Below are 23,834 nucleotides of genomic sequence, written 5' to 3' on the forward strand. Positions count from 1 at the left end.
CTCCATCGAACATAGCTCATTGATCCCACCCCATGACGCGATTAATCTCGGCGACGTCGATGTCGCCGGCCGCGGCGCTCTGAGCGGCGCGAACTGTGCGCTCCCACAAGCGACAGAAGCGATTGATGATCGGCCGGGGCCAATTCGCCTTGACCCCTATGCGACGGACGCGGGCGACGGCGTCGCGCATATGCTTCGGCGCTAGGCGCCAGTGCTTGCCGCAGACGACGCGCGACGAATAGCTATCGCCGAGCTCGAGCTTGTACGTCCGCCGGCACCCCTCGATCGCGCACGGGATGCGCTCGACGTGCTTCTCGCACCGGTAGTGGCGCGCCGCTGCATCGATGCGGCCGTCATAGACGGCTGTGAGGCCCTGGTCGGTGCCGCAACAGCCGCAGGTCGGGACCTTCTCGATACCGTACAGACTGGCGTCGAGCTCGTGATCCGGATGCTCGGCGCGCAACCGAATCCACTCGCGGACGCGCTCGAGCGTGTCCACCGGGCCGGGGAATTTCAAGTCGGGGTGCGTGACGCGCCAGAGGGAGCGGGTGTCGACCATTACGCGCTCCCGTTCGGCTTCTCATAGGCGCGCAAGTGCTCGGCCAGCGGCCCGCCCTTCGTTTCGTCGGTGTCACCGAAATAATCGGCAAGGCGCCGATCGAGGCGCTCGGCCTCTTCGCGGAACCGTTCCGCTGCGGCGGGCGTGCGGAGTGACCCGTACCAACAATGCTCCGGGTTGAAAGGCCGGCCCACAAGGCCCGAGATGACGTTGTAAAGGTCAGCCTCGTTGTAGAGGTAGCGGACATGCAGGAAGCGGCCGTAGCGGTGCGCGGCGTCGCTCCGTATCCAGCAATGGTATCCCTTGTCCAGAGCGCGCGAGACCTCGATGCCGATGTCGGTGAAGCATATTGTCGGCTCGCCCATTGCGTCTCCGAGCCAGAGAACCCAGTGCTTGTGCGGCTGCCGGTCCATCTGGTGCCATTTGAAGCCGATCGACGCGAGCCAATCGTCGGTGATGGGGAGCGAGATCGGCAGGCTGGGGGTGACAGCTTTTGTCATGCCGCCTCCTCATTGTCGGAGATGGCGGCCATGAAAGTATCGATCGAATCGGCGAGCGGCCGGACCTTCTTCGCCAAGTCAGCGAGGCCGTTATAGGTCTGCGCTACGCCGAGCCTGTGAACCATGGCGACGGCGCGCGCAAAGTTATCTGCGCCGAACATGCGGGTGACTTCACTCGGCTCCAGCCCGCACGCGTCATAGATTGCCTGAAGTTTCTGCTCAGCTTCCTTGGCGCGCTCTTCGCCGCGACGGGTGCGCCACGCGACCTCGTTCTCGATCTGCCTTTTCGTTGCCTCAGCGTCGCGTGCGATCGCCTTCTCGATCGCTTCGTGCTCGATCTTACGGTCGAGCTCACTGGCGCGCCGGAGCAGCGCGGCCAGGAATTCTCGCGTTATGGGTTCCGCTTCGGTGAGCGGCGCGGGCTTGATGACGCGCAACCCGTTCGGATGGAGCTCGAAGTGCCCCCAAAGTTCTGGCAATTCCCCTTCCCGGATAATGCCTGGCGACGTGACCATCCACCATTGCGAACAATACCGGGCGATTGCCTCGGCCTTTGCCGGCGCTCGCATCTCTTTGACCCAATCGTTGCGCGCGACCTTGATCTCGAACCCCGAAAGGCTGAGCCCCCGCGAAGGCCAAAGGCCCATGGCGACAGCGTCGGCCCACCGGCGCGCACGTCCGCCAGTCGCGTCGCCTACCTCGAAGAAGAGGGCATATTCGGGCGCGCAAAACTTCTTCTTGAGCGCGGCGCGGATATCGGAAGCCCTGAGCTTATCAATCATGACGCGATGCTCCTGACGATCTCGAGGGGCGCCCGCTCGCATGCGAGCCACAGCGCGCGGCGGGCGCGTTCCCGGTCCCGCTCGGCAATCGCCTCGCGCTGCCGGTCTCGGGTATAGTCGGGGGCACGATCGTGCCTGGCGCGCACTGGCGCGGTGCCGTGGCAGACGAACGGCGGCGTCCCGATGATGCTGCTCCGGTGGCCGCGCTTCATTGCGCATCTCCTTCGGGGGCGAGGGCGGCGGGCGGCCATGGCTGCAATTCGCTGGTGTAAGGCAGCATCAGTGGATGGCAGGGCTGTAAATCCTTGGCGGGCGAGCCGATGGACATGGGGTGGCAGTGCATCTTGCGGGCGATGGCATCGACCTCGCGCCACCGCTCGCGCAGACGCTTCGGCAACTTGGATCGCGGCCCCCATGCGAAGATGACCTGTTGGGCATCGAGAAATATTTCGCACAGCCGATAATCGTTATCGGGGCCGACCGGATCGCTCGCCGTCGCAAGCTCGCGAACATCGGTCGCGCGGTATGCGAATAGATTGCCGACGATGAGATTGCCCCACGCCTTGCGGTCGCGAAACCCGATCAACTTTCGGATCGTGGCATCGTCATTGGTCGCATCGGCGGTCGACGGATTGACCATAATGACTGCCGTGTTGAAGTCGCCGAACACATCGGGCCGGTCAAGGCGATAGCGGTAGGTTCCGCACGGTGAGATGATTGCGTCACCCACGGCTCGCCTCCCCCTTATCAGTGGAGAGGGCGAGGGCTGCGCGCATTTGGCGCTCGCGTTCGTGGACCTTCGCGAACACAGCCTTAAGCTCGGGGATCGCATCGACGATTTGATCGACCTTGTTGGCGGCCTGCTCGATGGCTTCCAAATGTCCGGTATTGGAGCGAAGGGCGTCGTCGTGTTCGGTGCGCAGCCGCGACAGTTTGCAAACCAGCCCGAAAAGCTCGGCCATCTCGACCGACATTTTTGAGGGATCGACGTCCACGCTGCTTGCCGTGCTGCTCTCCCCATCCTGCGAGGGGTTGAGGGAGGCGATGATCTGACGCGCGGTGTCCATTGACGCCTTGTGCTGATACTGGTCAGCAGGCCATCCTATATTCTCGCCCTTGTATTTGCGGAGCATTCGGGCTTTCTCGGCGTCGAACACAGCCCATGCGCTCGGAGCGATGATGCGCGCGACGCGTTCAACCGTATCTTCGTCCGCCCCCTCCCCGTTGAATGCTGCGCGTGTGTTCCATGCCATGATGGCATTCTTGGCGGCGGTGAGCGCCTGATGTGCATCGTGGGCGCGGAAATTCTCTGCGCCGTTGCCTGCCTCCGAACTGGACTTCATCAGTCCTTTCGCCAGCATCAAGTTGTGGTTGATCCATTTTAACGCACGGTCGGCTTCCGCCTGCGTCACCTGCACAGGCCCAGCAGCGTCGGTCATTGCCCCGCCTCCCCAGTTGCCAGCGCGGCATTGATCGCGACCGTCGCGAGATCCGTGAGCCATGCGCGACGCATATTTTCGTCCATGTCCTCGCTGACGAGCGGCGTCATCGCCTCGATCGCGCGACCGATCGCCTCGGCCGATAAGGCATAGCTGCGGGCGCATGCCGCCTGGACGCGGGCCTTCCGGCGAGCATCGGGCCAATCCTGCCATTTCTCCGCGACGACGGTCGGATCCTCGGTCGCGATAAAGTTTGCCGCGAAGAGGGCGCGGGGAAGTCCGCCCTCGGGGGCAGGAGCGGGCGGCCAGGGCCCGCGGTCCCAGACCTTGCCGTAATCGACCACGACGCTCCTCACGACGCTCTCGGCGCCGACGAAGGCGGGATAGAACTGGAGGCCGCTCATCACCGACAGGAAGACGCGGCCGGTGCGATTGACCTCGTCGAGCTCTTCGGGGCGCAGCTGCCAACAGCTGACATTGCACGGGCCGCCCGGCTGGCGGAAGGTGTGCAGGTCCCGCACGTCATCGCGCTCGGGCGGCGCCGTGAAAGTGAAGTTGCTGCCAGGAAATTTGATCGCGTCAGCCATCGACGAAGATCCCCTTCACCATGGCGAGCAGTCCGGTCAGCACCGACAGCCACATTATGAGGCGCAAAATCCAGCGCTCCCAAGGGCGGAATTCGCCCTCGCCGAATCCGGGTTTGTCAGAATGCATGCTCATCTTTGGTCAGCCTCCGGGTGCGTGATGCTCCGGACCCACTCGGCGAACTCACCGGTGTCCCGGCAGGCGCGCTCGTAGATCTGGTCGAAATTCTGGTGATGGATCGCGATCGTCGACGATTGCCGCTCGCCCTGCGCCCTCAGGTCCTCGATCTCTTTGCGCAGCGCCGCGAGCTCGTCGGTGTCATCATCCCAATGCTTTTCCAGGATGGCGGCGACCTTGTCGGCGATGGCGTGCTGCTCCTTGAGATAGAAGGCGAGAATCAGCATGGGGAACCGTAGCGAGATGCTCGTGCCGGTTTCTGTCTTGCGCGGCGGATCCTGATAATGGACCGCGAGGGTTTCAGACCGGAGATCCTCGCGCGACAAGTTGCGCAGATAGCTCGTCGACGAGACGGTGAAGCGCTGGTGCGGTGTGTCTGTCATTGGGGGGCGCTCCCACAGCGGACGCGGAGGCCGTGCAGTGGACACGTCACGATGCCCTCGGCGTCGGGTTCGAACGAAGACAGGTCGACCTTGCGGTGCGGGCAGAGCAGGCGCCCATCGGCAAGACGCCGCGGCTCAGCGACCTCACCAAAGCGTCGATCGAAGGCGTCCAGCCATAAGGGCCGGCCCGGTGGCGAGTACGCCCATCCTGGCACTCTGCAGCGTCGCTTCGCGAGATAGGGCTTCTTCGGCACATCCCGTCCGCGATAATTCAGGGGAGCAGCCGAAACGGTCGCCTCAGCCGTGCCCGGCGAATACCAACGTCGGATCTGCTTCGTCTGCCGGGCAGTGAGAAATCGCAGGTCGACATGGAAATGAAGCGGGTCGAAGCCTATCTCTTCGCGATCGTGGTGCAGCGGTCCGAGCGTCGGCCATTGACCCTCGCGGTTGCAGTAAATGAAGTCGATGACCGGGACCATGTAATAGCGGCCGGGAACAGGGGGCTGGCGGAGCTCGGATAGGAGTGGGATGGTCATGCGGCCCTCGATTGGTAGGGAAAGGCGACGCCCTCGAGCAGCGGGCCGAGCGGGGTGGCCGGATCATATTGGCGCAGATACTTGGCGCGCTCCTGAAGCCAGGCCTGGTACGGCCAATAGCGGCGCTCGCCGAAGGGATAGCCGCGCTTCAGCGCGCTCACGCGCATGGAATAGGTCGCGTCGGCCGGCAGCGCGGCATGGATCTCGGCGATCTTCGCCCGCGCGCGCGCCGGATAGTCCATGTCGATCGCGCCGCCCGCGGGCTTGCCCTCCTTCAACGCCTGGTTGTCGGCGTGGAGCAGCGCGTTGGCGCGGCGGCTCGCGCGGTAGGTCGCGGCGAGGGCGCGGATGATCTCGGCGTCGCGGTGGCGTCCCTCGGCGATGAGCCGCGCGCGGAGCTCCTCGGCCTCGCGCAGCTTCTGGTCGGCGCGATCCGTCATAGCGGCACGCGAAAACCAGCCGCGTTGCGGTGGCCGCCGCCCCCATATTTCTTGGCGATGACAGAAACGTCGGGCCGATCGTCGCGGCTGCGCAGTGACCAGTGGCGATACCCGCCGCTATCCGAGTAGACCGCCCCTATCCCCTTCTCCGTCTTGTCGATCAGCGCATTGCCAACGTCGCTTGCGAGGAAAGAAGGGCAGTTCACGCGCGCGTGCAGCACGTCATCGATGAAGCCGATCTCGAACTTGCCAGCGATCTCCGCGACAATGCTCTCGTGATAGGCGAGCATCGCCCGGCCTTCTTCCGCCAGGGTCTCGAAATTCTGCGTGAGTAGCGCGGCCCAGCTGACCAGGTCGTTGGGAACCGTGCGCAGGCGCGCGGCAATTGCCTTGCTCTCGGGCATCGCGAAGCGCCACAGGTCGCGGTCTTCGATGGCGCGGATCAGCGGCAGGGGTTCCTGATCCGGGTGGGCAAAGTTCCAGGCGAGCATGGCGCCGGAGCGTTCCATGTCGAACAGGGCGATGATCGGCAGATAGTTCGCCTGCGCCATGCCCGTGAACATCGACGCGACGCTCGCGAGCGTGAACTGCGACGGATGGCCGACAAAGCGGAAAGGCTCCAAGTCCTCCGCCGCCGTCTTATGGTGGTCGAGGATGATGATGCTGTCGGCGCGCCGCGCCATTTCCCGCAGCACGGGCTCCTTATAGCTGAAGTCGACGATCAGAACCTTCAGCCCACTCACGTCGGGCGGCTCGACGCCATAGTTCGCGGGCACATATTCGGCGTCGGGCCAGCGAAGCGAGGCCGCTAGCGCTGCGCCCATGCCGTCGTTGCAGGGGTGGTGGAATATTACCATGTCGGGAGTCCAGGCGCGGGCCATCATGCAGCCTCCTGCTTTGCGCCCCACATGAAAGCGGGGGGTTCGGGAAGGATCCAGAGATGCCGAAGGTTCGCGACGTTGATGACCTTCGTCTCGGGCGGGTAGAGTTCGACGGCGCACGCGTCCGCGTAGCCGCACTGGTTCTTGATGCGCTGCAAGTCGTCCCATGGGATGCCGTCGACCCAGCGGTCGAGCGAGGCCTTGGCCGCGACGACGTTGACGCTGAGGCGGATCATGCCGCGGTCGAGATACTGCTGAACAAGATAGCGGCGATCGCGCCAGACGCGCTGGATGCCTGGCGGGGTCCAGACATCGGGCCAATCTTCGCGCGCGATCTCGACCAGCCGCCCAACCGGATACTGCTGATTGCGCGCATGCATGTCGGCGAGCGCGGCGCGCCGCTCGGCGCGATTGTTGAAGCCGCCCCTCATTCTGGCACCTGGTCATAGGTGGCGGCGAAGATCTCGGGCTTGCACGGGTAGAGCTCGCCCTTCACGCCGCAGATAACCCAGTCGGCCGGGCTTACGGTCATGATGCCTTCGAGCGTCCGGATATGCAGGGACTGGAACTCGGTCACCCACATCGCGCCGTCCTCGTCGCCGGCGAAGAGGGCATTGCCGCTTGCTGGATCTATGCGCAGAAACTGCACCGCCTCGATCCGCACGGGCTTCTTCGTGAAGAAGGGCACTAGACCAGCCCCCCTTGGAGCTTCGCGATTTCCCTCTCGGCGTGGACCTTGCCGAAGCGGATCCCGAGCGCGAAGTTGGTCTCGACCATCACCGACGTCTGGTCATAGAATTCCCGGGTTTCGGGGCAGTCGCCCATGGCGATCAGATGCCCGGCCTGCATGCCGGCGAACATGACGCCGGCGACCATCGCCATGTTGAAGGCTTCGCGCGGATCCTCGAATTCGGGGAACCGGGCCATGACGGTCTCACGGAACTGGTCGCAGAATTCGAGCACGGCGCGCATCTGGTCAGCGTCGCTTCGCCGCGTTCCTTCTTGTGGTGTGGTTCCCAAGGTCATTCTCCTGAAGGCCCGCCGCCGCCCGCGTGGATGGGTGCGGACGGCGGCGGCAGTGGTCCCGGTTCGGAATCTGCAAACGAAGCCGGGTTGTCGGAATTCGGGCGGTGGCAGCCGGTGCCGATGCGCGCGGCGCAGACGGCTTGCGCTGCGGAAACGCCGCCGCCGATCGGGGTCTCGATCGAGGCAATGACGTCCCGCTCCACGAGCGGCAGGATCGACGCGATGACCGATATGTCGCGCGCGTCGTAGGACGTGCCGGCGCGGTGGAGCAGGTCGAGCGCATAGAGGCGGTTGGCGGTGTTCATGGCTCAATCACCGGATTGCCGCCGACGTCGAACGTGTGACCGCTATCCACATGGATCGTGGCGCCCGATCCGAGCCGCATCCGCCAGCCGTGGGGGTGCGCCTCGATCGACAGCACCTCTTCGCCGACGAGCTCGACGAGCTCGAGCGGCTGCTCGACGGCCGGGGTGATTTCCGCAGCGAGCTCGGCCTCGACCGATTCGAGACAAGCCCCCATCGTACGCAGGCGGGCGGGGGCAAAGCCCTCGAAGATGCCGAGACCCGTCATGCCGCGCACCGCGCTTTGGCGATAGCGGCCGCCACCTGGCGAAGGTCGCCCATCGTGCATTCCAAAGGCACAACGACATCGTCGCGCACATTCGAATTGGTCAGGCAGAGATTGGTCGGAATCATGCTCTCGGCAGCGCGGAGAAGGTCAGGGGCTGCCGAGATTACGCTCGCATTGGCGGCGACCTCTTGCGGGTCACGCATATTGCTCACGACGGCCGCGATCGCCCGGCTATCCTCTTCGTTCTTCACGAGCACGATATTGTGATCGCCAAACATGTCGGCGGGCTCGGCGAGCCAGGGGCCCGGTGTGTGCAGAGCACTCACAGCAGCGCCGCCCGCACGAGCGGCAGGCCGAACGCGACGAGTGCGAATGCGATCGCGAGGCGAGCGAGCGTGACGTCGAGCGTCACCTCCGCGGTGTCGGGGTGCTCCTTGACGGACAGCATGGGCAGATCTCCGGTAGCGGGCACGTTATGTGCCCCATTGCCGGGGATGATGTGCCCCTATTGGGCATATGTCAATCTAGAAAATGCCCTATGCGGGCATATCTGCCCTAAGCGCCCCAGTCGTCGGGATATTCCGGGTCTGGTTCGAATTCATCCGCGACGGTCTGGTCGGCCGGATCAGGCGGGAGCACTGGCTCCTCGCCGTCAAATGCGATTCGGATGAAGCCGCCGCGCGCGGAACGCCCCTGGAAGATCGCCGACACGGCGCCGCGCCTGAGCCGCATGCCCACGTAAACCGCGCGATTGGCGGGGATATAACCCATCATCATATCGCGACTGTTGAGGACCTCGATCGCATGCTCGTCATGCGTGTTCGACGGGTCGGGGCGGAGCGTCACCGGATCGCCTGGCTCGCAGAGCTCGAGCGCGAATTGCCGCGTCGGCAGCTTGGGGTTCTTGTTCGGGAACGGGGTCCCGACGATGGGCAGCGTGATTTGGGCAGGCACGCCCTAAGATTATGCCCTAATGACGAGGAGGGCAATCAGCCCGACAATCCAGGCGCCCATGAGCCAGCCGAAGCGCTTTTCGCGCGCGTCGTATGCCGAGACGCTCCAGGAGCCGGGCAGTCCCTTGGGTCGCTGTGCCGCCCCGTTGCCCATGCCCATGATCGGCAGTGCCGCTGCCAGGTAGACGACGAAGATGATCCCCCAGGTCGTATCGGACATCAGTGCCTCCTCGCGGACCAGATGGCCCGGCCAATGATCCGGATTGAACTGCGCGGGAATTTGCGCACCGGATCGGGATGGTTGCGGTTATCGGATATCACCTGGACCATGCCTTCGCCAGCCGGGGCGAGGCGCTTGATTGCGCCGGCGCCTTCGATCGTGAGCGCATAGATGCCGTCGAAGCGCGTGAGCTCATTCTCGGCGAGGTTGATCATCACGTCGTCATGGCTGCCGATCGTCGGCTCCATGCTGTCGCCCACGCCCTTGCCGATCAGGAGCAGATGCGGCGGGGTAGTCGTGATTTCGCGAAGCTTCGTCGCGTCGAAGTCATAGGGCTGCTCTTCGATCCAGTCTTCGAGCGTCGTCCCGTCACCCATGGCGAGCTCGAGGTTGACGCGGCGCAGCTGCACCGGGCCCGCATCGGCATAGGCGCTGCGCGTCGGCATCTGGTCTGGCGCCCGCCCCATGTCGAGCGGCAGTTGCGTGCGCCGCCCTGACGGCGGCGTGAATGGCCGCGACGCCTTGATCACGTCATCGGGCGCGCATCCCAGCGCTTCGGCAATGCGTTCGATCCAATCCTGATTGAGCCGACGCGCGCCGCGCTCGAGCTTGCCCAGATTGTTGACCGTGGTGCCGATCTCGTCGGCAAGCCGATCCTGCGTCCAGCCCTTGGCTTTTCGAAGGTCCGCTATGTTGTTGTTCGCCATGCGTTGCTTGTGCCCCGTGTGGGCACCTTCCGTATAGAGGACAGGTTGGGCACTTTTGCTATTGCAAGAGGTGCCCACATTGGGCATGTTATGGGCATGACGTTGCTCGACCACATCAAGGCCCGCGGGCTCACCATGCCAGAAGCTGCGGCGGAGCTCGGCGAGTCCCACCAGACGATTCGCAAGATCGCCTATGGGCAGCGCCAGCCCAGCCTCCCGCTGGCCGTCAAGATCGCCGCCTGGTCGGACGGCGCGGTCTCCGAGGCCGAGCTCCTCCTCCCCGACAGCGCCGTCCGCGAGGATGCTGCCTGATGTCGGTTGTTCAGTTTTCGCAGGGTGGCGCAGCGGTAGCGTACCGGGTTCATACCCCGGTGGTCGCGGGTTCGAATCCCGCCCCTGCAACCCTTTCCCGGAGTGCATTCCCCCCCCGCCACTCCGGGCGCGCGCGGCGGGTCCTATCCCCCCCACTCCCTCGGGCCCGCCGCGCGTTCGTTTATCATCATCCTGTTCCATGGCTAACGCGATGCCGCGGGGCGGCTCGCCTTCCAATGGAAATGACGCCCGACTTTTCCAGCGAGGCTGTAAGAGCCCTTGTCCGCGATATCCTGCGGAGCTTCGTCGGTCATGGCCGCACGATGACCTGGGCCGCGCTGGCTGACGCCACCTTCGACGGCCGCGGCAGCGTCGAGACCTGGGAGCGGCGTCTGCGCTCCTATGTCGAGGCTGATGGCCCGCTGATGCCGCTCAACGTCGCGATGCGCGTGTTTGCCGCGCTGCCGCCCGCCGCATTCCAGCGCATAGCGCGGCGCATGGGTTTCGTCACGGCGCCGCTTCGCGTCGAGGCGAACGCCACGATCCGCCATGCCGTCGCGGCGTGCGCGCGCTTCGCGGCCAATGGCGCCGAGGCGCTCGAGGACGGACCGCTCAATCACGTCAAGCTGGCCCGCCTTTCGAACGACGCTTTCGCGCTCGGCCCGATCATCAATTCCATCGCGGGGAACGGCTCGAGCCTGCGCTGACAGGCCCATTTCCCCGCGATGGTTCACGACTGCTCCCGTTCGAGGGGGGCGACACAGGAGCAAAAGCTATGAGCGAAGCCACGGTTTCGGACGATCAACTGCGCCTTTTTATCGAGCGGATCGAACGGCTCGATGAAGAGAGGAAGGGTATCTCCGAGGATATTCGCGACGTCTACAACGAGGCGAAGTCGCAAGGGTACGACGCGAAGATCATGCGCCAGGTCATCCGCCTGCGCAAAATGCCCACCCACGATCGCCAGGAAATGGAGGCGGTGCTCGAGACTTACCTCTCGGCGCTGGGCATGCAGCTGCGCCTGCCGTTCGACAAGGCAGCCTGACCATGACGGGCCAAAACCGCTCGGCAGCTGTCATGCAACAGCGCCACGAGCCGCATGATAGTCTAGACGATTTCCCGACGCCGCCGTGGGCGACGCGGGCGCTGTGCGAGTTCCTCTTACTCTCTGGCGAGCCGATAGACCATTGCGTCGTTCGCGAACCGGCAGCGAACCGCGGTTACATGGTCCGAGCGCTCGATGATTATTTCGCGGCCATAGAGGCCAGTGATATTCACGACTATGGGGCGGGCTTCCCGACCGACGATTACCTCTTCGGCTTCGACCCGCCGACAGTTGATTGGACAATCACCAATCCGCCCTTCCGTCTCGCTGAACAATTCATTGAGCGCGCAACCCGCACCAGTCGGCATGGCTTTGCGATGCTGGTTCGCACATCGTTTGTTGAAGGCGTGGGGCGCTATGAGCGTCTGTTTTCCACAAATCCCCCGAGCATTGTCGCGCAGTTTGTCGAGCGGGTTCCTATGGTCAAAGGCCGTTGCGACCCGGGCGCGTCAACCGCGACAAGCTATTGCTGGCTCATTTGGATCGACGGTGAGGACGGCACCCGATTTGAGTGGATAGCGCCATGCCGGAAGCGGCTCGAGCGCCCTTCGGACTATTTGGAGCAGCCCCCTGCCTCTGACGTATCGGAGGCGGCATGAACCTCCCTGTTCCCACCTGCGCCGACTGCGGTGTCGCTCGCTTCTCGACCAAGCCGAAGAAATCGCCCTACTGTCGGCGGTGCATCGGGCGCCATAACGGCCGCTCGCCGGCGCGGCGCGCAAAGTGTAGCGCGGCGATGAAGGCATATCTCGCGGATCCAAACACGCTTGCCGCCCACGCGAAGCGGACCGGCGATGGCGTGCGCCGCGCGATGATCGAGAGGCCAGAATTCGCAGCGAAGCGCCGCGAGCTCGGCCGCCGTATCGGGATGACGCGCCTGGGGGTCGAGAGCCGGCCGGCCGGGAGCCCTTCCCGAATTCTCGCGGGGCGCCGCTCTGGGGCAACGAAACTCGCCTGGTGCCCTGTCGAGTACCGCGACGATTATCGCCGCCTGGTGAAGAGCCAGGGCCTAAGGGCGGCGGAAGCACGCAAGGTTATCGAGGATCAGATCGCGGCCGATGCAGCGCGCTTCGCAGCGACTGGCGTCTTGCCGCAGTCTCTCCGCATCGAAGGGGCGTCGGCATGAAGGGCTCGGCAATCACGACGCGGACGGAGCGCGACTATGTCCGGCGTCACCTCGGCGTTCGGCAGCACCATTTCTTTCGCATGGCGGACGGCCGGGAGATCCCCTGCGCCGGGCCCGGTCTCTGCCGTGAATGCAATCGGGCGGAGGCGGCATGAAACTACACCCTCTTTTCATTGACGGTTTCGCGGGCGGAGGCGGTGCCAGCACCGGCATCGGCCAAGCGCTCGGTCGGGATGTCGACATCGCGATCAATCACAGCCCGACCGCGATCGCGATCCACAAGGCAAATCATCCCGATACCGAGCATCATTGCACTGATATCCGCTCGCCCTTCCTGCCGCGCACCGCGACCCGCGGCCGCCCGGTCGGCGGCGCGTGGTTCTCGCCCGATTGCAAGGAATACAGCAAGGCGAAGGGCGGGCCGGTCAAGGATCGCTCCATCCGGGCGCTCTGCTGGGAGGTCATTCACTGGCTCGAAGAGACCCTTCCCGCGGTCGGATATCTCGAGAACGTCGAAGAGTTCGAATATGCCGCTCCGCTCGACGGAAACGGCGTGCCCATGCCCGACAAGAAGGGCCGAGAGTTCAAGCGCTTCGTCCGATCGATCCGCAGGCTCGGTTATCGGGTGCAATGGCGCGTGCTGAGGGCGTGCGACTATGGCGCCCCGACCTCACGCAAGCGCCTCTACATGATCTTCCGGCGCGACGGTAACGCGATCGTCTGGCCGAAACCGACGCATGCCGCACCGACCGATCGCCGCGTCATCGCGGGCATGTTGCTGCCGTATCGCACCGCGGCCGAGTGCATCGATTGGACGATCGATTGCCCCTCAATCTTTGAGCGCGACCGCGAGCTTGCCGAAGCGACCAAGCGCCGCATCGCGCACGGCGTCATGCGCTATGTCGTGCTGGCCGAGCGCCCCTATATCGTGGGCCGCGACGGCACTCGATGGAAGCCGACCGGTGCGCCTCATATCACTAAGTTCCGCGGCGGCGCGGTCGGCAGTGACATGACCCAGCCGATGCCGACAGTCACCGCGAACGGCGTCCCGGCTCGACCTGCCGGCGCGACGCCGCTCGGGTTGGTCGACACTGTGATCGCGCCGCTAATTTCCTATGGGCAGCAAGGCGGCCTCAATCGCCCGATTGACAAGCCGATGCACGCTGTCACGGCGTCGAAAAAGGACACAAACGGCGTCGTAGGCGCCACGCTCGTGAAGATGGGCAATGGCGAGCGCGATGGACAGGCCCCGCGCGCCCTCGACCCTCGCAAGCCCTACGGGACGGTCACTGCCAAGGGGTCACAGGCCGCTGCGGTCACCGCGTTCCTGTCGAGCTTCTACGGCAGCGACAAGGCCGCGGCTGGGGGCGATCCGGAATTGCCGCTGCGCACCGCGCGCGCGGGCGGACAGCATCACGCCGTCGTCGCCGCCCATATCGAGCAGGCGAATACTGGCATGGTCGGTCACACGCCCCGTAAGCCTCTCTCGACGATCGTCGGCAAGGGATGCACCCAGCGCATCGTTGAAACGACAATGATCGAAGAGGGCGCGTTGCCGCCCGAAATGATGGCGCGCGCAGTTCGCACGGCCGCCTTTCTGGTCAAGTACTACGGCACGGACGGCGAGAATGAGACGGCGCAGATCCAGCCAGTCGACCGCCCGCTCGACGTCGTCACCGTCAAGGCGCGCTTTGCCGTCGTCACGGTCACGATCGACGCCACGACCTATGTCATCGTCGATATCGGCCTGCGCATGCTGAAACCCCGCGAGCTCGCCCGCGCGCAGGGCTTCCCGGACGATTATGTTCTTGATCCCGTCGTCCGCAAATTCGTGCGCGGCAAGTGGGTCGAGAAGCGCCTCACAATTGCCGAGCAGATCAGTGCGATCGGCAACAGCGTTTGTCCGCCCGTCGCCCGGGCGCTCGTGTCCGCGAACCAGCCGGACCTCTGCAACTGGCAGCCGGAGGCGCTGGCAGCATGATCTGGTCCCGCATCTTCAAGGCTCACCAACGCGCCGCTCCCCCGATCGCCGTCGACCGCGACGCGAGCGGCCGGTTCGTGTCTGAGCATCGCCAGAAGGTGCGGGCCAAGTGCCGCGAGATCTGCGGCGCGATCCACCGCGACGTGCCGAAGGAGCTCCGATGAGCAACCACCTCATCACCGAAAGCTACAAGCGAAAGCTGGGCACGGTCACGCGCCTGGCGATGATGGCGTATCTCGCGGACAAGGCGAGCGACTGCGGCGGCGGCATCTTTGCGTCGAAACAGACCATGGCCGACGAGCTCGATCTTACGAAGAAGACGGTCATCACGACGATCCAGGGCCTTATTGCCGATGGCCTGCTCAAGGTGGTTGGCTCGCGGCCGTGCGACAATGGTTATACCGTCGAATATGCGATCAATGTCGATGCGCTGCTAGCACTGCCGCTCGTCGGATGCTGGGTGCGGAAGGCTCGTTACACCGGTGTAAAATCTTCACCGGTGAAGAAGCGGGACCGGTCACCCACGGTAACGGGGACCGGTGTAAATGTTACACCCAAACCCCCCAATGAACCTTCTCCCCTATCATCAGCTGACGCTGATGATCCGCCCCAGGGTGAAAAATCCGACAATCAGGAAAAGGAGCGGCCGGCGCCGAAGCGGAAGCCGCGTAAGCGGACGGAGGGGCATAGCCTTCCCCCTGACTGGGTGGCACCTGCACCGGAAGACCTGCCGCCCGTGGCGCGCCGCCTGGTCGCGCAGTGGCCCGATGGCGCCTACGAAGCCGTCTGCGAGGCGTTCAAGCTGCACTGGCTCACCGAAACCCGCGCGATCGGCCGCAAGTCGGATTGGACGGCGGCGCTAGGGAAGTGGGTCAACACCGATCATCCTCGTGTAATGCATGCAAAAATGCGCGGCGTGAGCTTCGCGCCGCCGCCCGCGGCTCGCCCAGCGATCGCCTCGGCGCTGCCGCCCGCGCAGGTGCGCGCCAAGGCCCGCGAGGATGAGCGGAGCGCGAAGGTCCACGCCAAGCTTGAGAAGGAGCTCGGGCTCACGACCTATAGCAGCTGGGTGCGCGGCGCCGCGATCCTGTTCGGCGACGGCGAGGTCACTGCGGTCTTTCCCTCCGCCTTTGCCGCGGGCTGGGCCGAGAATAATCTCGCGCTGCAAATTGGCGCAGCGGTCGCGTCGGTCGGCGGCGAGGTCTTCGGCCGCGTCATCTTCCAGGCCGAGGCGGCAGCGCCAAAGCCGCGCGCGGAGCGGGTCGATGGATGAGGTCCGCATCCCGCTCGTCATCCCGCTGCACGCAATCCGGCGCTACCGCGAGCGCGTCGCCAAGATCCCGGCGCGCGAGGTCATCGAGCGTCTCAGCGGGCCCGCGTTCGATGCATGCGACCGCCTGGGCGGAGGGGCGGTCATCCTGCCGAGCGGGCACCGCGTTATCTGCGGCGACGGCGCCGTCATCACGGTCCTGCCGCTCGGGTACAAATTCAACCATTTTCGATTTTCCGGGAAGCATCGTCGATGAAGAAAGCTGAAGTTGCCGCGCTGATTTGCGACCTGCCGATGAAGGACCGGAGGATCTATGGCGCGCTGGTTAAGGCCGCGGAGGCGGGCCAGCCGGCGCCGATCGCCGATGACCTGGTCGACATATCAGGTTACTCGTCAGTGAGCAGTACGGTCGACGCCGTAAAGCGGCTCGAGCAGCGCGGCCTTATCGAGGTGCGTCGCTATCAGCGCAGCCGGCAAATCATGATCGTCGAAACTGGATTGTGGACAGCGCTGCCGCTCAACACCGCGCCGCACTGGCGCGATCGACCGCGCGATATCCCGACGCCGGCGCCCGCGACCGTGAAGGCGCGCGATGCCGATGTCAGCGCCGAGATCCTGAAATGGGCGAGCAGCCGCGGCGTCGGCCTCTCCGAGGCCCTCGCCGACCTGGTCTTTGTCGGTTGGAAGGTGGAGATGGAGCGTGGCTAAGAAGCCTGCCCCGCCGAAGAAGGCGGTGAAACCCGCCGCGAGGAAGCGCGCCGCGACGCCCGCGCGCGATCCGGTCACCGGTCTCACCCACAAGCGCAAGCTGTTTGCCGATGAGTATCTCGTCGACCTCAACGGCCTGCGAGCGTATCGCGCCGCGGGCTTCAAGGGCAGCGACAATGTCTGTGCGGTCGAAGCGCACAAGCTCCTAAGCGATCCTAAGGTTGCGGCCTATGTCGAAGCGCGCATGTCCGAGCGTTCGCAGCGCACCGAGATCACGCAAGACATGGTGCTCGAGCGCTGGTGGCAGATCGCAACGGCAGACCCCAACGACGTGATACAGTTTCGGCGGATTTGCTGCCGGTACTGCTATGGCAAGAACTTCGAATATCAGTGGATCGACGAAGCCGAATTCACCCAGGCCCTCATGATCGCCCGCATGGCGAACGAAGCCGAGAAGTCGAAGAAGAAGCCCGGCGCGCTGCAACCCATGCCCTCCGATGCAGGCGGCTTCGGATTCGTGCGCTCGGATCCGCCGCATCCCAAGTGCCCGAAGTGCCGAGGCGAAGGGCAGGCCGATGTCTTCGCTCACGATACGCGCCACCTCAAGGGCAATGCGCGGCTGCTCTATGCCGGGGTGAAGGTCACGCAATCAGGCTTCGAGATGAAGGTGCATGACCAGATGGCGGCGCTCGACAAGGTTGCGCGTCACCTTGGCATGTACAAGGACAAGCTCGAGCATGATGTCACCGACGAGCTCGTCGAGGCGCTTCAGGCCGGGAATAGGCGGGTAGCGGATGGCGCGGGCTAAGACCCAGCTGGCGCTGGCTCAGCGCATTGGCGAGTTCAGGTGGGATCCGGAAGGTTATGTTCTCTTTGCCTTCCCCTGGGGGCAGAAGGGCACCGACCTTGAGCGGCACAGCGGCCCGCGCCAGTGGCAGCTGGATGAGCTCCGCGCGATCGGCGAGCACCTGCAGAATCCCGAGACGCGCTATATGCCGTATCGCAGCGCCAAGGCGTCGGGGCACGGCATCGGCAAGTCCGCGCTGATCGGGATGATCTCGAAGTGGGCGCTCGATACCTGCGTCGACACCCGCATCGTCATCACCGCGAACACCGAAACGCAGCTGCTCACGAAGACATCGCCCGAGATCGGCAAGTGGGCGCGGCTCGCCATCACCCGAGACTGGTTCAAGCATAACGCGACGAGCCTGGTTTCGACGCTTCCCGGCCGGGACAAGTCCTGGCGCCTCGATCTCGTGACCTGGTCGGTTACCAATACCGAGGCGTTCGCCGGCCTGCACAACGAAGGCAAGCGGATCGTCGTCATCTATGACGAAGCTTCAGGCATCGCGGACAAGGTCTGGGAGGTGACGCTCGGCGCGCTCACCGACGAGAACACCGAGATCATCTGGATCGCCTTCGGCAACCCGACGCTCAACACCGGCGAATTCCGCCAGTGCTTCGGCAAGAACCGCAATCTCTGGCACACAGCGCAGATTGATAGCCGGACAGTCGAAGGCACGAACAAGGCTTTCCTCGACCTGCTCGTCAAAACCTATGGTGAAGACAGCGATATAGTAAAGGTGCGCGTCCGCGGCATGTTCCCCTCAGCAAGCTCAATGCAATTCATCGGCACCGACGTCGTCGAGGCCGCCCAGGAGCGCGAGGTGCAAAGCCTCGGCTCCGATCCGGTCATCTTCGGCGTCGACTGCGCCCGCTTCGGCGATGACAAGTCGGTGCTGGCGATCCGCTGCGGCCGGGACGCGAAGTCCCGGCCGTGGAAGGAATGGACCAAACAGGACAGCATGCTCCTCGCCGGCGACATCGCGCTCGAGGCGATGCGGTGGAAGCCCGACGCGATCTTCGTCGACGCCGGCAACATCGGCGCGGCCGTGATCGACCGCCTGCGGCAACTCGAAGTCCCGAATGTCTTTGAAGTCTGGTTCGGCGGTGAGGGCGGCATGGCCTATCTGGACGCTGGCGTCACTGTGCATTGCGGCAACAAGCGCACGCAGATGTGGACGCAGATGCGCTCTTGGCTGAAGGGCGGCGCCATCCCTGACAGCCAGCAATTGCAAGATGACCTGGTGGGCCCGACCTATGCCTTCGGCGCCGACGAGACGAGCATCGTGCTCGAGAAGAAGAAGGACATGAAGAAGCGCGGCCTCGCAAGCCCCGACGAAGGCGACGCGCTTGCCTGCACCTTTGCCTTCCCGGTGCTGCCGCGCGCCGTGCCCAACTACCTCAACCCCGAGAATTACGGACAGCCGGCCGGAGGTGACCGATATGACGAACTTGCATGACCATGGCCCCGCGTCGTTCGAGGATTGGTGCAAGCTGAGCGGTCTCGATCGCCATTATGTGCGCCGCAACTATTCGGCGCTCCGCCAGCGCTATGAGGCGGATCCGCTGACCCCGATGCCGTCGCTGCCGCCCCCGGCCGTGAAGCAGCGCGATCGATACGACGAGCTCTAGGCCCGATTCAAAGCCATAGGGGCGCCCCGTAACGCTCTCCCCACGAAGGAGAGCCGCAGGCATGTGCACCCCCAAAGCCCCTGATTTGCCGATCCAGCCCGAACGGCAAGCGATGAAGCTGCCCGACGAGGGCCTCGATCTCTCGAAGGACAGCTCGAAGCGCCGCCGCGCGATCATGGCGGGCCTTATCACCTCGCCGCAGGGCGCGCTCGGCAGCCCCAACACCTCTCAGGCGACGCTCGGCTAAGTCGGTGTCGATCCGCCAGGACTGCGAAACCCGTCTGTCGGGGATGAAGACGATCCGGCAGGATTATGAGGACGAGGTGCGCAATATCGCGCGCTTCGCTCAGCCTTCCCGCTCGCGTTTCCTGGCAACGGAAAAGAACAAGGGTGGCCGGCGCCGCCTTGCAAACAATCGCCTGCTCGACCCGCACGGCATCCTCGCGGCGCGCACGCTCACCAATGGCATGACGTCGGGCCTGTCGTCGGCTTCAACGCCCTGGTTCACGCTCGCGGTCGCGGATGAGCTCATGGAGGCGGAAGGCGTCCGCGACTGGCTCAGCGACGTCCAGACGCGCATGTATTCGTTTCTGGCCGCCACCAATTTCTACAGCGCGGCGAAGACCGGATATGGCGAAACCGGCCTGTTCGGGACCGAGGCGACCGTCATGGTCGAGCATCCCCGCTTCGGCGCGGTGTGTCACAGCCTGACCTTTGGCGAATATTGGATCGCGCTCTCCGACGCGATGCGCCCCGACACGCTCTATCGCCTCTGCCCGATGACGGTGCGCCAGGCGGTCATGTCGTTCGGCGATGCGGTGCAGCCCTGGATTCGCAGCGCCTATGACCGCAGCGATTATGAAAAGGACGTCGAGGTCTATCAGGCGATCGAGCCCGATCCCGGTGGCCGCTTCAACTATCGCAGCGTCTATTGGGATGCGTCGGACGGCCGCGATGTGGTGCTGCGCACCCGAGGCTATACCGAGCAGCCCTTCTGGGCGCCGCGTTGGGACGTCGCGGGCGGCGACGTCTACGGCACGGCGCCGGGCATGGAGGCGCTTCCCGCGCTCCGCGAGCTCCAACTGCAAACGAAGCGCCGCAATGAGGCGATCGACCTCATGGTCCACCCGGAGAAGATCGTCCCGCCGCAGGTACGCCTGACGGGCCAGCCGCGCTCGATCGTCACGGGCAACGGCGTCCAGCGCGAAAATATCGTTGTGCCGTATGCAATGCCCTACCAGGCGGTAGAGGCGATCCGCCAGGAAATCGAGAAGTGCAAAGAGCAGATTGACGCGCTCTTTTATGCGGACCTGTTCAACGCGATCACGAACATGCGCGGCATTCAACCTCGCAACATGGAAGAGATCGCCAAGCGCAACGAAGAGAAGCTCACGCAGCTGGGCCCGGTCATCGAGCGCGTCAGCACGGAAAAGCTGATGGTCGTTATCGACCGCACCTTCAGCCTGATGGAGCGCGGCCGCCTGCTCCCGCCCGCGCCTCCCGCGCTCCGCGAGACTGATCTCAAGGTCGAATTCGTCTCGATCCTCACCCAGATGCAGCGCCTGGTCGGCATCGGCCAGATCGAGCGCAGCGTCTCCTTCGTCGGCAACCTCGCTGCCGCCTTCCCTGAGGCTGTCGACAAGATCAACATCGACGAGACGATCGATGAGTATGCGCAGCGAGCCGGCACGCCGTCGAAGATCATCCGCTCGACGGCCGAGGCCGGCAAGCTCCGGCAAGCCCGTCAGGCAGAGATCCAGCAGAGGAAGATGCTCGAGACGGTGCCCGCGGTCCAGCAGGGCGCCGATGCGGCGCGCCTCCTCAGTGAAACCGACGTCGGCGGCGAGCCGCTGCTCGATACCTTGCTAGGCGCGTGATGGAAGAGAAAGACCTCGCCGCGCTCTTCGCCAACCCGTTGTTTCGCGATTTCCTCTTTGTGGCGATTCAACGTGCTGGCATTTTGCAGCCAGCCAATGGGCATGACCTGCGTGATCTCGCTTTCGCCGAGGGACGTCGAAGCCTGGGGCTGGAACTCCTGCAATTGGTCGATGCCGGCCAACCGAAGGCTCTGCGATCGCCTGACGCGCTCGCGACCCTCCATGCAGTCATCCTGACAGCCCTTAACCCCCCTTCGAAACCCGAGGAGAAGAAACGTGCGGACCGCTACGACGATATTCCCGACTAAATCGACCGCCCTTCGCGGCGCGCTCCTGGCTTCGGCCGCCTTCATGTCGCCCGTGGAGCGCGCCATGGGCCGCTTCATGCGCGCGCCTGACGATCACGGCGGGGGCGACGGTGGCTCTGGCGGTGACAGCGGCGCAGGCGACAGCGGTGCTGGCACCGGAGACCAGGGCACTGGCGATCAGGGCGCCGGCGACGGAGGCGACGCGGGCGGTGATAGCGGCTCGGGCGACGGTGAAGGCGACGACGGCTCGGGCGGTACCGCGCTCGGCGACGGCGGCGACGACGATGCGGGCGATGGCGACGGTGAAGGTGACGGATCCGGCGAAGGCGACGATGGCGGCAGCGAGGGCGCGCCCGACGTCTATGACCTTTCCGTCGAAGGCGTCGAGCTCGATGGCGAGATGGTCAAGGAAGCCGAGCCGATCCTGCGCGAGCTCAACCTGACCAACGACCAGGCCAAGAAGTTCGTGCCGATCGCGGCGAAGATGATGGACCGCGCCGTCGAGGCGACGGTCAACGACATCGTCGCGAAGGGCAACGCGCAGCGCAAGGAGTGGCTCGATGCCGCGAAGGCGGCCGACGATATCGGCGGCGCCAAGTGGGACGACACGATGCACCTCGCCGCCAAGGGGCTCGATGCGCTCGGGTTCGTCAAGGCGGACAAGGCCAACAATGTCGAGGCTCACCCGTTCCGGCTCGCGCTGGAATCGACGGGCTTCGGCAATCACCCCGACATGATCCGCATGGCCGCCAAGCTCGGCGAGCTCGTGTCGGAAGATGGCGATTTCGTGCGGGCGGATGCTTCGGCGCCCGGCGCGAATGACGATGTGGCGAAGCGTCTCTATCCTAACGACTAAAAGGGGGAATTTCCCATGGCTATTATCGGCAACACCTATCTCAGCCTCATCGATGTGATGAAACAGGAAGGCAACGAGCTCGGCGATATCGTCGAGGCGCTGCACACGCTCAATCCCATCATGAAGGATGCGAACGTCATCACCTGCAATATGGGCACGAAGCATCGGTCGAACATTCGCACCGGCCTGCCCAGTGTGAGCTGGGGCGCGCTCTACGAGGGCATCGCACAGTCGAAGTCGACCACTACCCAGGTCGATGACGTGACCGGCTTCGTCGAAGGTCTCTCGACCGTCGACAGCCGCCTGCTCAAGATCGCCGGCGCAAATGCCGCCAAGGTCCGCATGTCCGAATCGACGGCGTTCCTCGAAGCGATGGCGCAGGAGTTCGAAAAGACCTTCTGGTACTCGAACATCGGCGCAAGCCCGCGCAAGTTCCACGGCTTCTTTGCCCGCTACAACACGCTCGCTAACCCGAACGTGGTCGACGGCGGCGGGGCAGGCTCGGACAACACGTCGATCGCCATGGTCACCTGGGGCGACCAGGCGACGTCGATCATCACCCCCGAGGGCGTGGCCGCGGGCGTCGATCGCGAGGACAAGGGCGAGCACCGCGTCCTCGATGCGAGCGGCAATCCTTACTACGCGAAGGATGAGCTCTTCACCCAGCACGGCGGTGTCACCGTCAAGGATTGGCGCTATAGCGGCCGCGTCTGCAACATCGACGTGTCCGATGTCATCGCCGGTACCAAGGCCGTGAACCCGCTGCTCCGCAAGCTTTTCTATAAGCTTCAGGGCCGCCGCAACTACGGCATGGAGAACCAGGGCGGGATTATCGGTGCCACCCGCACCGTGATCTACATGAACCGCACCCTGCTCGAGGCGCTCGACGCCGAAGGAACGAACGCGGGTTCGTCGGACAACTTCGTCCGGCTGAAGCCGAAGGAGATCCAGGGCGAAGAGGTGATGACCTGGCGCGGCATCCCGATCCGCGACACGGACCACATCCTCAATACCGAGGCCAAGGTCGCCTAAGCATCCGGGGCGGCGTCTCTCCGGCGCCGCCTCCGGTCATTTAAAGGTCAGGAGAAGACAGATGAGCATTTTCGACATCACCAACCTGTTCTGCGAAGACCAGGCCATCACCGGCGACGCGGCTTCGACGAACATCATCGACCTGGGCGCCACCGGCACCCCGTTCGGTGCATCCGCCGCGCTCGTGCGCGACCTTGGCAAGGGCTGCCATGTGCCGCTCTCGATCAATGTCACCGAGACGTTCAACACGCTCACCTCGCTGACGATCGCGCTGCAAGTCGATGACAACAGCAGCTTCTCGTCGCCGAAGACGGTCGCGTCCAAAAACTACCTGCTCGCCGAGCTCACGGCCGGCAAGCAGCTGTCGTTCCCGGACTATATCCCGGAAGGCGCCAACGAGCGCTATATGCGGCTCCACTATGACGTAACCGGCACCGATCCGACCACCGGCAAGATCACGGCCGGCGTCGTCGCCGCGCGTCACAGCAACTTTGTCGGGGGTCAGTAAGATGTCGGACGAATATAAGACCTATCGCGCCAACGCCGAAGGCTTCGACGGCGACAAGATCCGCGTCGAGGGCGAGGTGTTCACCACGAACATCACGCAGGGCAGCTGGATGGACCTGCTCGATGACAAGGGCAACGTCGTCGAGCGGCCGAAGGCGCCTGCACCGGCCGGCAAAAAGGACAAGGCGGCAAGTGCTGCCGGAACCGACACCGCCGCGATCGACGCGATCAAAGCCGAGTATGAAGCCCAGACCAAGCGGCTCGAGGAGCGCATTGCCGAGCTCGAGGCGAAGGCTGGTGCTCTCGAGCAGCCCAATCCGGGTCCGCTCGATAGCAGCATTGAAGAGCTCACCGCCTATCTCGAAACCCTCAGCGACGTCGGCACGGTCGAAGCGCTGATCAAGGCCGAGGAAGGCGGGAAGTCGCGCAAGGGTGCGCTCGAAGCACTCTCAGCGCGCAGGGACGCTCTCCAGGGCGCCTGACAGATACGCCTGCGGGCGGAAGGGGGAAGGGCCGGC

General features: G+C 64.6%; 42 protein-coding genes and 1 tRNA gene. 21 read left to right on the plus strand and 22 right to left on the minus strand.

The features are described 5' to 3' along the window. Window positions 1-16: 16 nt before the first annotated feature. The 22 genes from LH20_RS17370 to LH20_RS17465 all read right to left on the minus strand — a co-directional run bounded on the left by LH20_RS17370 (window position 17) and on the right by LH20_RS17465 (window position 9,759). A complete protein-coding gene (locus tag LH20_RS17370) occupies window positions 17-559 on the minus strand; it encodes a hypothetical protein (RefSeq protein ID WP_053555296.1) in 543 nt (180 codons plus the stop codon). Then, entirely contained in the window at window positions 559-1,059 is a 501-nt protein-coding gene (locus LH20_RS17375) for a hypothetical protein (RefSeq protein WP_053555297.1), read from the minus strand. Before LH20_RS17375 ends, LH20_RS17370 begins: the two co-directional genes overlap by 1 nt. Then, on the minus strand, window positions 1,056-1,841 hold the full coding sequence (locus tag LH20_RS17380) for a hypothetical protein (RefSeq protein ID WP_053555298.1): 786 nt from the start codon (window positions 1,839-1,841) through the stop codon (window positions 1,056-1,058). Before LH20_RS17380 ends, LH20_RS17375 begins: the two co-directional genes overlap by 4 nt. After that, on the minus strand, window positions 1,838-2,053 hold the full coding sequence (locus LH20_RS17385) for a hypothetical protein (RefSeq protein ID WP_053555299.1): 216 nt from the start codon (window positions 2,051-2,053) through the stop codon (window positions 1,838-1,840). Before LH20_RS17385 ends, LH20_RS17380 begins: the two co-directional genes overlap by 4 nt. Continuing rightward, on the minus strand, window positions 2,050-2,571 hold the full coding sequence (locus LH20_RS17390) for a DUF1643 domain-containing protein (RefSeq protein WP_053555300.1): 522 nt from the start codon (window positions 2,569-2,571) through the stop codon (window positions 2,050-2,052). Before LH20_RS17390 ends, LH20_RS17385 begins: the two co-directional genes overlap by 4 nt. Then, window positions 2,564-3,259, minus strand: coding sequence for a hypothetical protein (locus LH20_RS17395; protein ID WP_158501159.1), 696 nt, complete (start codon window positions 3,257-3,259; stop codon window positions 2,564-2,566). The genes LH20_RS17390 and LH20_RS17395 overlap by 8 nt, the downstream gene beginning before the upstream one ends. A gap of 17 nt (window positions 3,260-3,276) precedes the next feature. Further along, window positions 3,277-3,867: a hypothetical protein gene (locus LH20_RS17400; protein ID WP_053555302.1), complete on the minus strand. Its 591-nt coding sequence runs from the start codon at window positions 3,865-3,867 to the stop codon at window positions 3,277-3,279. Further along, window positions 3,860-4,000: a hypothetical protein gene (locus LH20_RS23585; protein ID WP_158501160.1), complete on the minus strand. Its 141-nt coding sequence runs from the start codon at window positions 3,998-4,000 to the stop codon at window positions 3,860-3,862. Before LH20_RS23585 ends, LH20_RS17400 begins: the two co-directional genes overlap by 8 nt. Beyond that, on the minus strand, window positions 3,997-4,425 hold the full coding sequence (locus LH20_RS17405; RefSeq protein WP_053555303.1) for a hypothetical protein: 429 nt from the start codon (window positions 4,423-4,425) through the stop codon (window positions 3,997-3,999). The genes LH20_RS23585 and LH20_RS17405 overlap by 4 nt, the downstream gene beginning before the upstream one ends. Then, the gene (locus LH20_RS17410) at window positions 4,422-4,961 is read right to left on the minus strand and encodes a hypothetical protein (protein ID WP_053555304.1); all 540 of its coding nucleotides are present in this window, start codon (window positions 4,959-4,961) and stop codon (window positions 4,422-4,424) included. The genes LH20_RS17405 and LH20_RS17410 overlap by 4 nt, the downstream gene beginning before the upstream one ends. Then, entirely contained in the window at window positions 4,958-5,401 is a 444-nt protein-coding gene (locus LH20_RS17415) for a hypothetical protein (RefSeq protein WP_053555305.1), read from the minus strand. The genes LH20_RS17410 and LH20_RS17415 overlap by 4 nt, the downstream gene beginning before the upstream one ends. Further along, the gene (locus tag LH20_RS17420) at window positions 5,398-6,282 is read right to left on the minus strand and encodes a hypothetical protein (protein ID WP_053555306.1); all 885 of its coding nucleotides are present in this window, start codon (window positions 6,280-6,282) and stop codon (window positions 5,398-5,400) included. Before LH20_RS17420 ends, LH20_RS17415 begins: the two co-directional genes overlap by 4 nt. Beyond that, entirely contained in the window at window positions 6,282-6,713 is a 432-nt protein-coding gene (locus LH20_RS17425) for a DUF7694 domain-containing protein (RefSeq protein WP_053555307.1), read from the minus strand. Before LH20_RS17425 ends, LH20_RS17420 begins: the two co-directional genes overlap by 1 nt. Next, window positions 6,710-6,970 (minus strand): hypothetical protein, encoded by a 261-nt coding sequence (locus LH20_RS17430; RefSeq protein WP_053555308.1) that lies wholly within the window; start codon window positions 6,968-6,970, stop codon window positions 6,710-6,712. Before LH20_RS17430 ends, LH20_RS17425 begins: the two co-directional genes overlap by 4 nt. Next, window positions 6,970-7,302: an IST1 family protein gene (locus tag LH20_RS17435; protein ID WP_144423608.1), complete on the minus strand. Its 333-nt coding sequence runs from the start codon at window positions 7,300-7,302 to the stop codon at window positions 6,970-6,972. The genes LH20_RS17430 and LH20_RS17435 overlap by 1 nt, the downstream gene beginning before the upstream one ends. Window positions 7,303-7,304: 2 nt before the next feature. Next, window positions 7,305-7,613: a hypothetical protein gene (locus tag LH20_RS17440; protein ID WP_053555310.1), complete on the minus strand. Its 309-nt coding sequence runs from the start codon at window positions 7,611-7,613 to the stop codon at window positions 7,305-7,307. Next, window positions 7,610-7,879 carry a hypothetical protein gene (locus LH20_RS17445; protein WP_053555311.1) on the minus strand — a complete coding sequence of 90 codons (270 nt, stop codon included), beginning with the start codon at window positions 7,877-7,879 and terminating at the stop codon, window positions 7,610-7,612. The genes LH20_RS17440 and LH20_RS17445 overlap by 4 nt, the downstream gene beginning before the upstream one ends. Further along, complete coding sequence (locus LH20_RS17450; RefSeq protein ID WP_053555312.1) at window positions 7,876-8,205, minus strand: hypothetical protein; 330 nt, start codon at window positions 8,203-8,205, stop codon at window positions 7,876-7,878. Before LH20_RS17450 ends, LH20_RS17445 begins: the two co-directional genes overlap by 4 nt. Continuing rightward, window positions 8,202-8,327: a hypothetical protein gene (locus tag LH20_RS24220; protein WP_268796081.1), complete on the minus strand. Its 126-nt coding sequence runs from the start codon at window positions 8,325-8,327 to the stop codon at window positions 8,202-8,204. Before LH20_RS24220 ends, LH20_RS17450 begins: the two co-directional genes overlap by 4 nt. 107 nt (window positions 8,328-8,434) lie before the next feature. Then, entirely contained in the window at window positions 8,435-8,833 is a 399-nt protein-coding gene (locus tag LH20_RS17455) for an HIRAN domain-containing protein (protein ID WP_053555313.1), read from the minus strand. A gap of 9 nt (window positions 8,834-8,842) precedes the next feature. Further along, the gene (locus LH20_RS17460) at window positions 8,843-9,052 is read right to left on the minus strand and encodes a hypothetical protein (RefSeq protein ID WP_053555314.1); all 210 of its coding nucleotides are present in this window, start codon (window positions 9,050-9,052) and stop codon (window positions 8,843-8,845) included. Further along, complete coding sequence (locus LH20_RS17465) at window positions 9,052-9,759, minus strand: XRE family transcriptional regulator (protein ID WP_053555315.1); 708 nt, start codon at window positions 9,757-9,759, stop codon at window positions 9,052-9,054. Before LH20_RS17465 ends, LH20_RS17460 begins: the two co-directional genes overlap by 1 nt. 96 nt (window positions 9,760-9,855) lie before the next feature. Here LH20_RS17465 and LH20_RS17470 point away from each other — a divergent pair, with 96 nt between their 5' ends. The 21 genes from LH20_RS17470 (at window position 9,856) to LH20_RS17565 (ending at window position 23,798) form a co-directional block, all read left to right on the plus strand. Further along, window positions 9,856-10,071 (plus strand): helix-turn-helix transcriptional regulator, encoded by a 216-nt coding sequence (locus LH20_RS17470; RefSeq protein ID WP_235527015.1) that lies wholly within the window; start codon window positions 9,856-9,858, stop codon window positions 10,069-10,071. Between the two features lie 18 nt (window positions 10,072-10,089). Then, window positions 10,090-10,161: transfer RNA gene (locus LH20_RS17475), tRNA-Met, on the plus strand. A gap of 152 nt (window positions 10,162-10,313) precedes the next feature. Continuing rightward, the gene (locus tag LH20_RS17480) at window positions 10,314-10,778 is read left to right on the plus strand and encodes a hypothetical protein (RefSeq protein WP_053555317.1); all 465 of its coding nucleotides are present in this window, start codon (window positions 10,314-10,316) and stop codon (window positions 10,776-10,778) included. Window positions 10,779-10,846: 68 nt separating this feature from the next. Continuing rightward, the gene (locus LH20_RS17485) at window positions 10,847-11,116 is read left to right on the plus strand and encodes a DUF2312 domain-containing protein (protein WP_053555318.1); all 270 of its coding nucleotides are present in this window, start codon (window positions 10,847-10,849) and stop codon (window positions 11,114-11,116) included. A gap of 2 nt (window positions 11,117-11,118) precedes the next feature. Continuing rightward, window positions 11,119-11,775, plus strand: coding sequence for a hypothetical protein (locus LH20_RS17490; protein WP_053555319.1), 657 nt, complete (start codon window positions 11,119-11,121; stop codon window positions 11,773-11,775). Next, window positions 11,772-12,302 carry a hypothetical protein gene (locus tag LH20_RS17495; protein WP_053555320.1) on the plus strand — a complete coding sequence of 177 codons (531 nt, stop codon included), beginning with the start codon at window positions 11,772-11,774 and terminating at the stop codon, window positions 12,300-12,302. Before LH20_RS17490 ends, LH20_RS17495 begins: the two co-directional genes overlap by 4 nt. Window positions 12,303-12,453: 151 nt before the next feature. Further along, a complete protein-coding gene (locus LH20_RS17500) occupies window positions 12,454-14,283 on the plus strand; it encodes a DNA cytosine methyltransferase (protein WP_053555321.1) in 1,830 nt (609 codons plus the stop codon). Next, window positions 14,280-14,447, plus strand: coding sequence for a hypothetical protein (locus tag LH20_RS23590; protein ID WP_158501161.1), 168 nt, complete (start codon window positions 14,280-14,282; stop codon window positions 14,445-14,447). Before LH20_RS17500 ends, LH20_RS23590 begins: the two co-directional genes overlap by 4 nt. After that, the gene (locus LH20_RS17505) at window positions 14,444-15,556 is read left to right on the plus strand and encodes a hypothetical protein (RefSeq protein ID WP_053555322.1); all 1,113 of its coding nucleotides are present in this window, start codon (window positions 14,444-14,446) and stop codon (window positions 15,554-15,556) included. The genes LH20_RS23590 and LH20_RS17505 overlap by 4 nt, the downstream gene beginning before the upstream one ends. Next, a complete protein-coding gene (locus tag LH20_RS17510; protein ID WP_053555323.1) occupies window positions 15,549-15,809 on the plus strand; it encodes a hypothetical protein in 261 nt (86 codons plus the stop codon). The genes LH20_RS17505 and LH20_RS17510 overlap by 8 nt, the downstream gene beginning before the upstream one ends. Next, window positions 15,806-16,261, plus strand: coding sequence for a hypothetical protein (locus tag LH20_RS17515; RefSeq protein WP_053555324.1), 456 nt, complete (start codon window positions 15,806-15,808; stop codon window positions 16,259-16,261). Before LH20_RS17510 ends, LH20_RS17515 begins: the two co-directional genes overlap by 4 nt. Next, window positions 16,254-17,069: a terminase small subunit gene (locus LH20_RS17520; protein ID WP_235527016.1), complete on the plus strand. Its 816-nt coding sequence runs from the start codon at window positions 16,254-16,256 to the stop codon at window positions 17,067-17,069. The genes LH20_RS17515 and LH20_RS17520 overlap by 8 nt, the downstream gene beginning before the upstream one ends. After that, window positions 17,056-18,564 (plus strand): hypothetical protein, encoded by a 1,509-nt coding sequence (locus LH20_RS17525; RefSeq protein WP_053555325.1) that lies wholly within the window; start codon window positions 17,056-17,058, stop codon window positions 18,562-18,564. Before LH20_RS17520 ends, LH20_RS17525 begins: the two co-directional genes overlap by 14 nt. Further along, entirely contained in the window at window positions 18,548-18,736 is a 189-nt protein-coding gene (locus LH20_RS17530) for a hypothetical protein (protein ID WP_053555326.1), read from the plus strand. Before LH20_RS17525 ends, LH20_RS17530 begins: the two co-directional genes overlap by 17 nt. 61 nt (window positions 18,737-18,797) lie before the next feature. Further along, window positions 18,798-18,983: a hypothetical protein gene (locus tag LH20_RS17535; RefSeq protein ID WP_053555327.1), complete on the plus strand. Its 186-nt coding sequence runs from the start codon at window positions 18,798-18,800 to the stop codon at window positions 18,981-18,983. Window positions 18,984-18,987: 4 nt separating this feature from the next. Then, window positions 18,988-20,613, plus strand: coding sequence for a portal protein (locus LH20_RS17540; protein WP_235527017.1), 1,626 nt, complete (start codon window positions 18,988-18,990; stop codon window positions 20,611-20,613). After that, window positions 20,613-20,921, plus strand: coding sequence for a hypothetical protein (locus tag LH20_RS17545; protein WP_053555329.1), 309 nt, complete (start codon window positions 20,613-20,615; stop codon window positions 20,919-20,921). Before LH20_RS17540 ends, LH20_RS17545 begins: the two co-directional genes overlap by 1 nt. After that, on the plus strand, window positions 20,890-21,777 hold the full coding sequence (locus LH20_RS17550) for a hypothetical protein (protein WP_144423611.1): 888 nt from the start codon (window positions 20,890-20,892) through the stop codon (window positions 21,775-21,777). The genes LH20_RS17545 and LH20_RS17550 overlap by 32 nt, the downstream gene beginning before the upstream one ends. Before the next feature lie 15 nt (window positions 21,778-21,792). After that, on the plus strand, window positions 21,793-22,809 hold the full coding sequence (locus LH20_RS17555; RefSeq protein ID WP_053555331.1) for a major capsid protein: 1,017 nt from the start codon (window positions 21,793-21,795) through the stop codon (window positions 22,807-22,809). 61 nt (window positions 22,810-22,870) lie between these two features. Continuing rightward, complete coding sequence (locus tag LH20_RS17560; protein WP_053555332.1) at window positions 22,871-23,317, plus strand: Bbp16 family capsid cement protein; 447 nt, start codon at window positions 22,871-22,873, stop codon at window positions 23,315-23,317. A gap of 1 nt (window position 23,318) precedes the next feature. Next, a complete protein-coding gene (locus LH20_RS17565; protein WP_053555333.1) occupies window positions 23,319-23,798 on the plus strand; it encodes a hypothetical protein in 480 nt (159 codons plus the stop codon). Window positions 23,799-23,834: the final 36 nt, after the last annotated feature.

This window comes from Sphingopyxis sp. 113P3, from assembly GCF_001278035.1.
GTDB lineage: Bacteria > Pseudomonadota > Alphaproteobacteria > Sphingomonadales > Sphingomonadaceae > Sphingopyxis.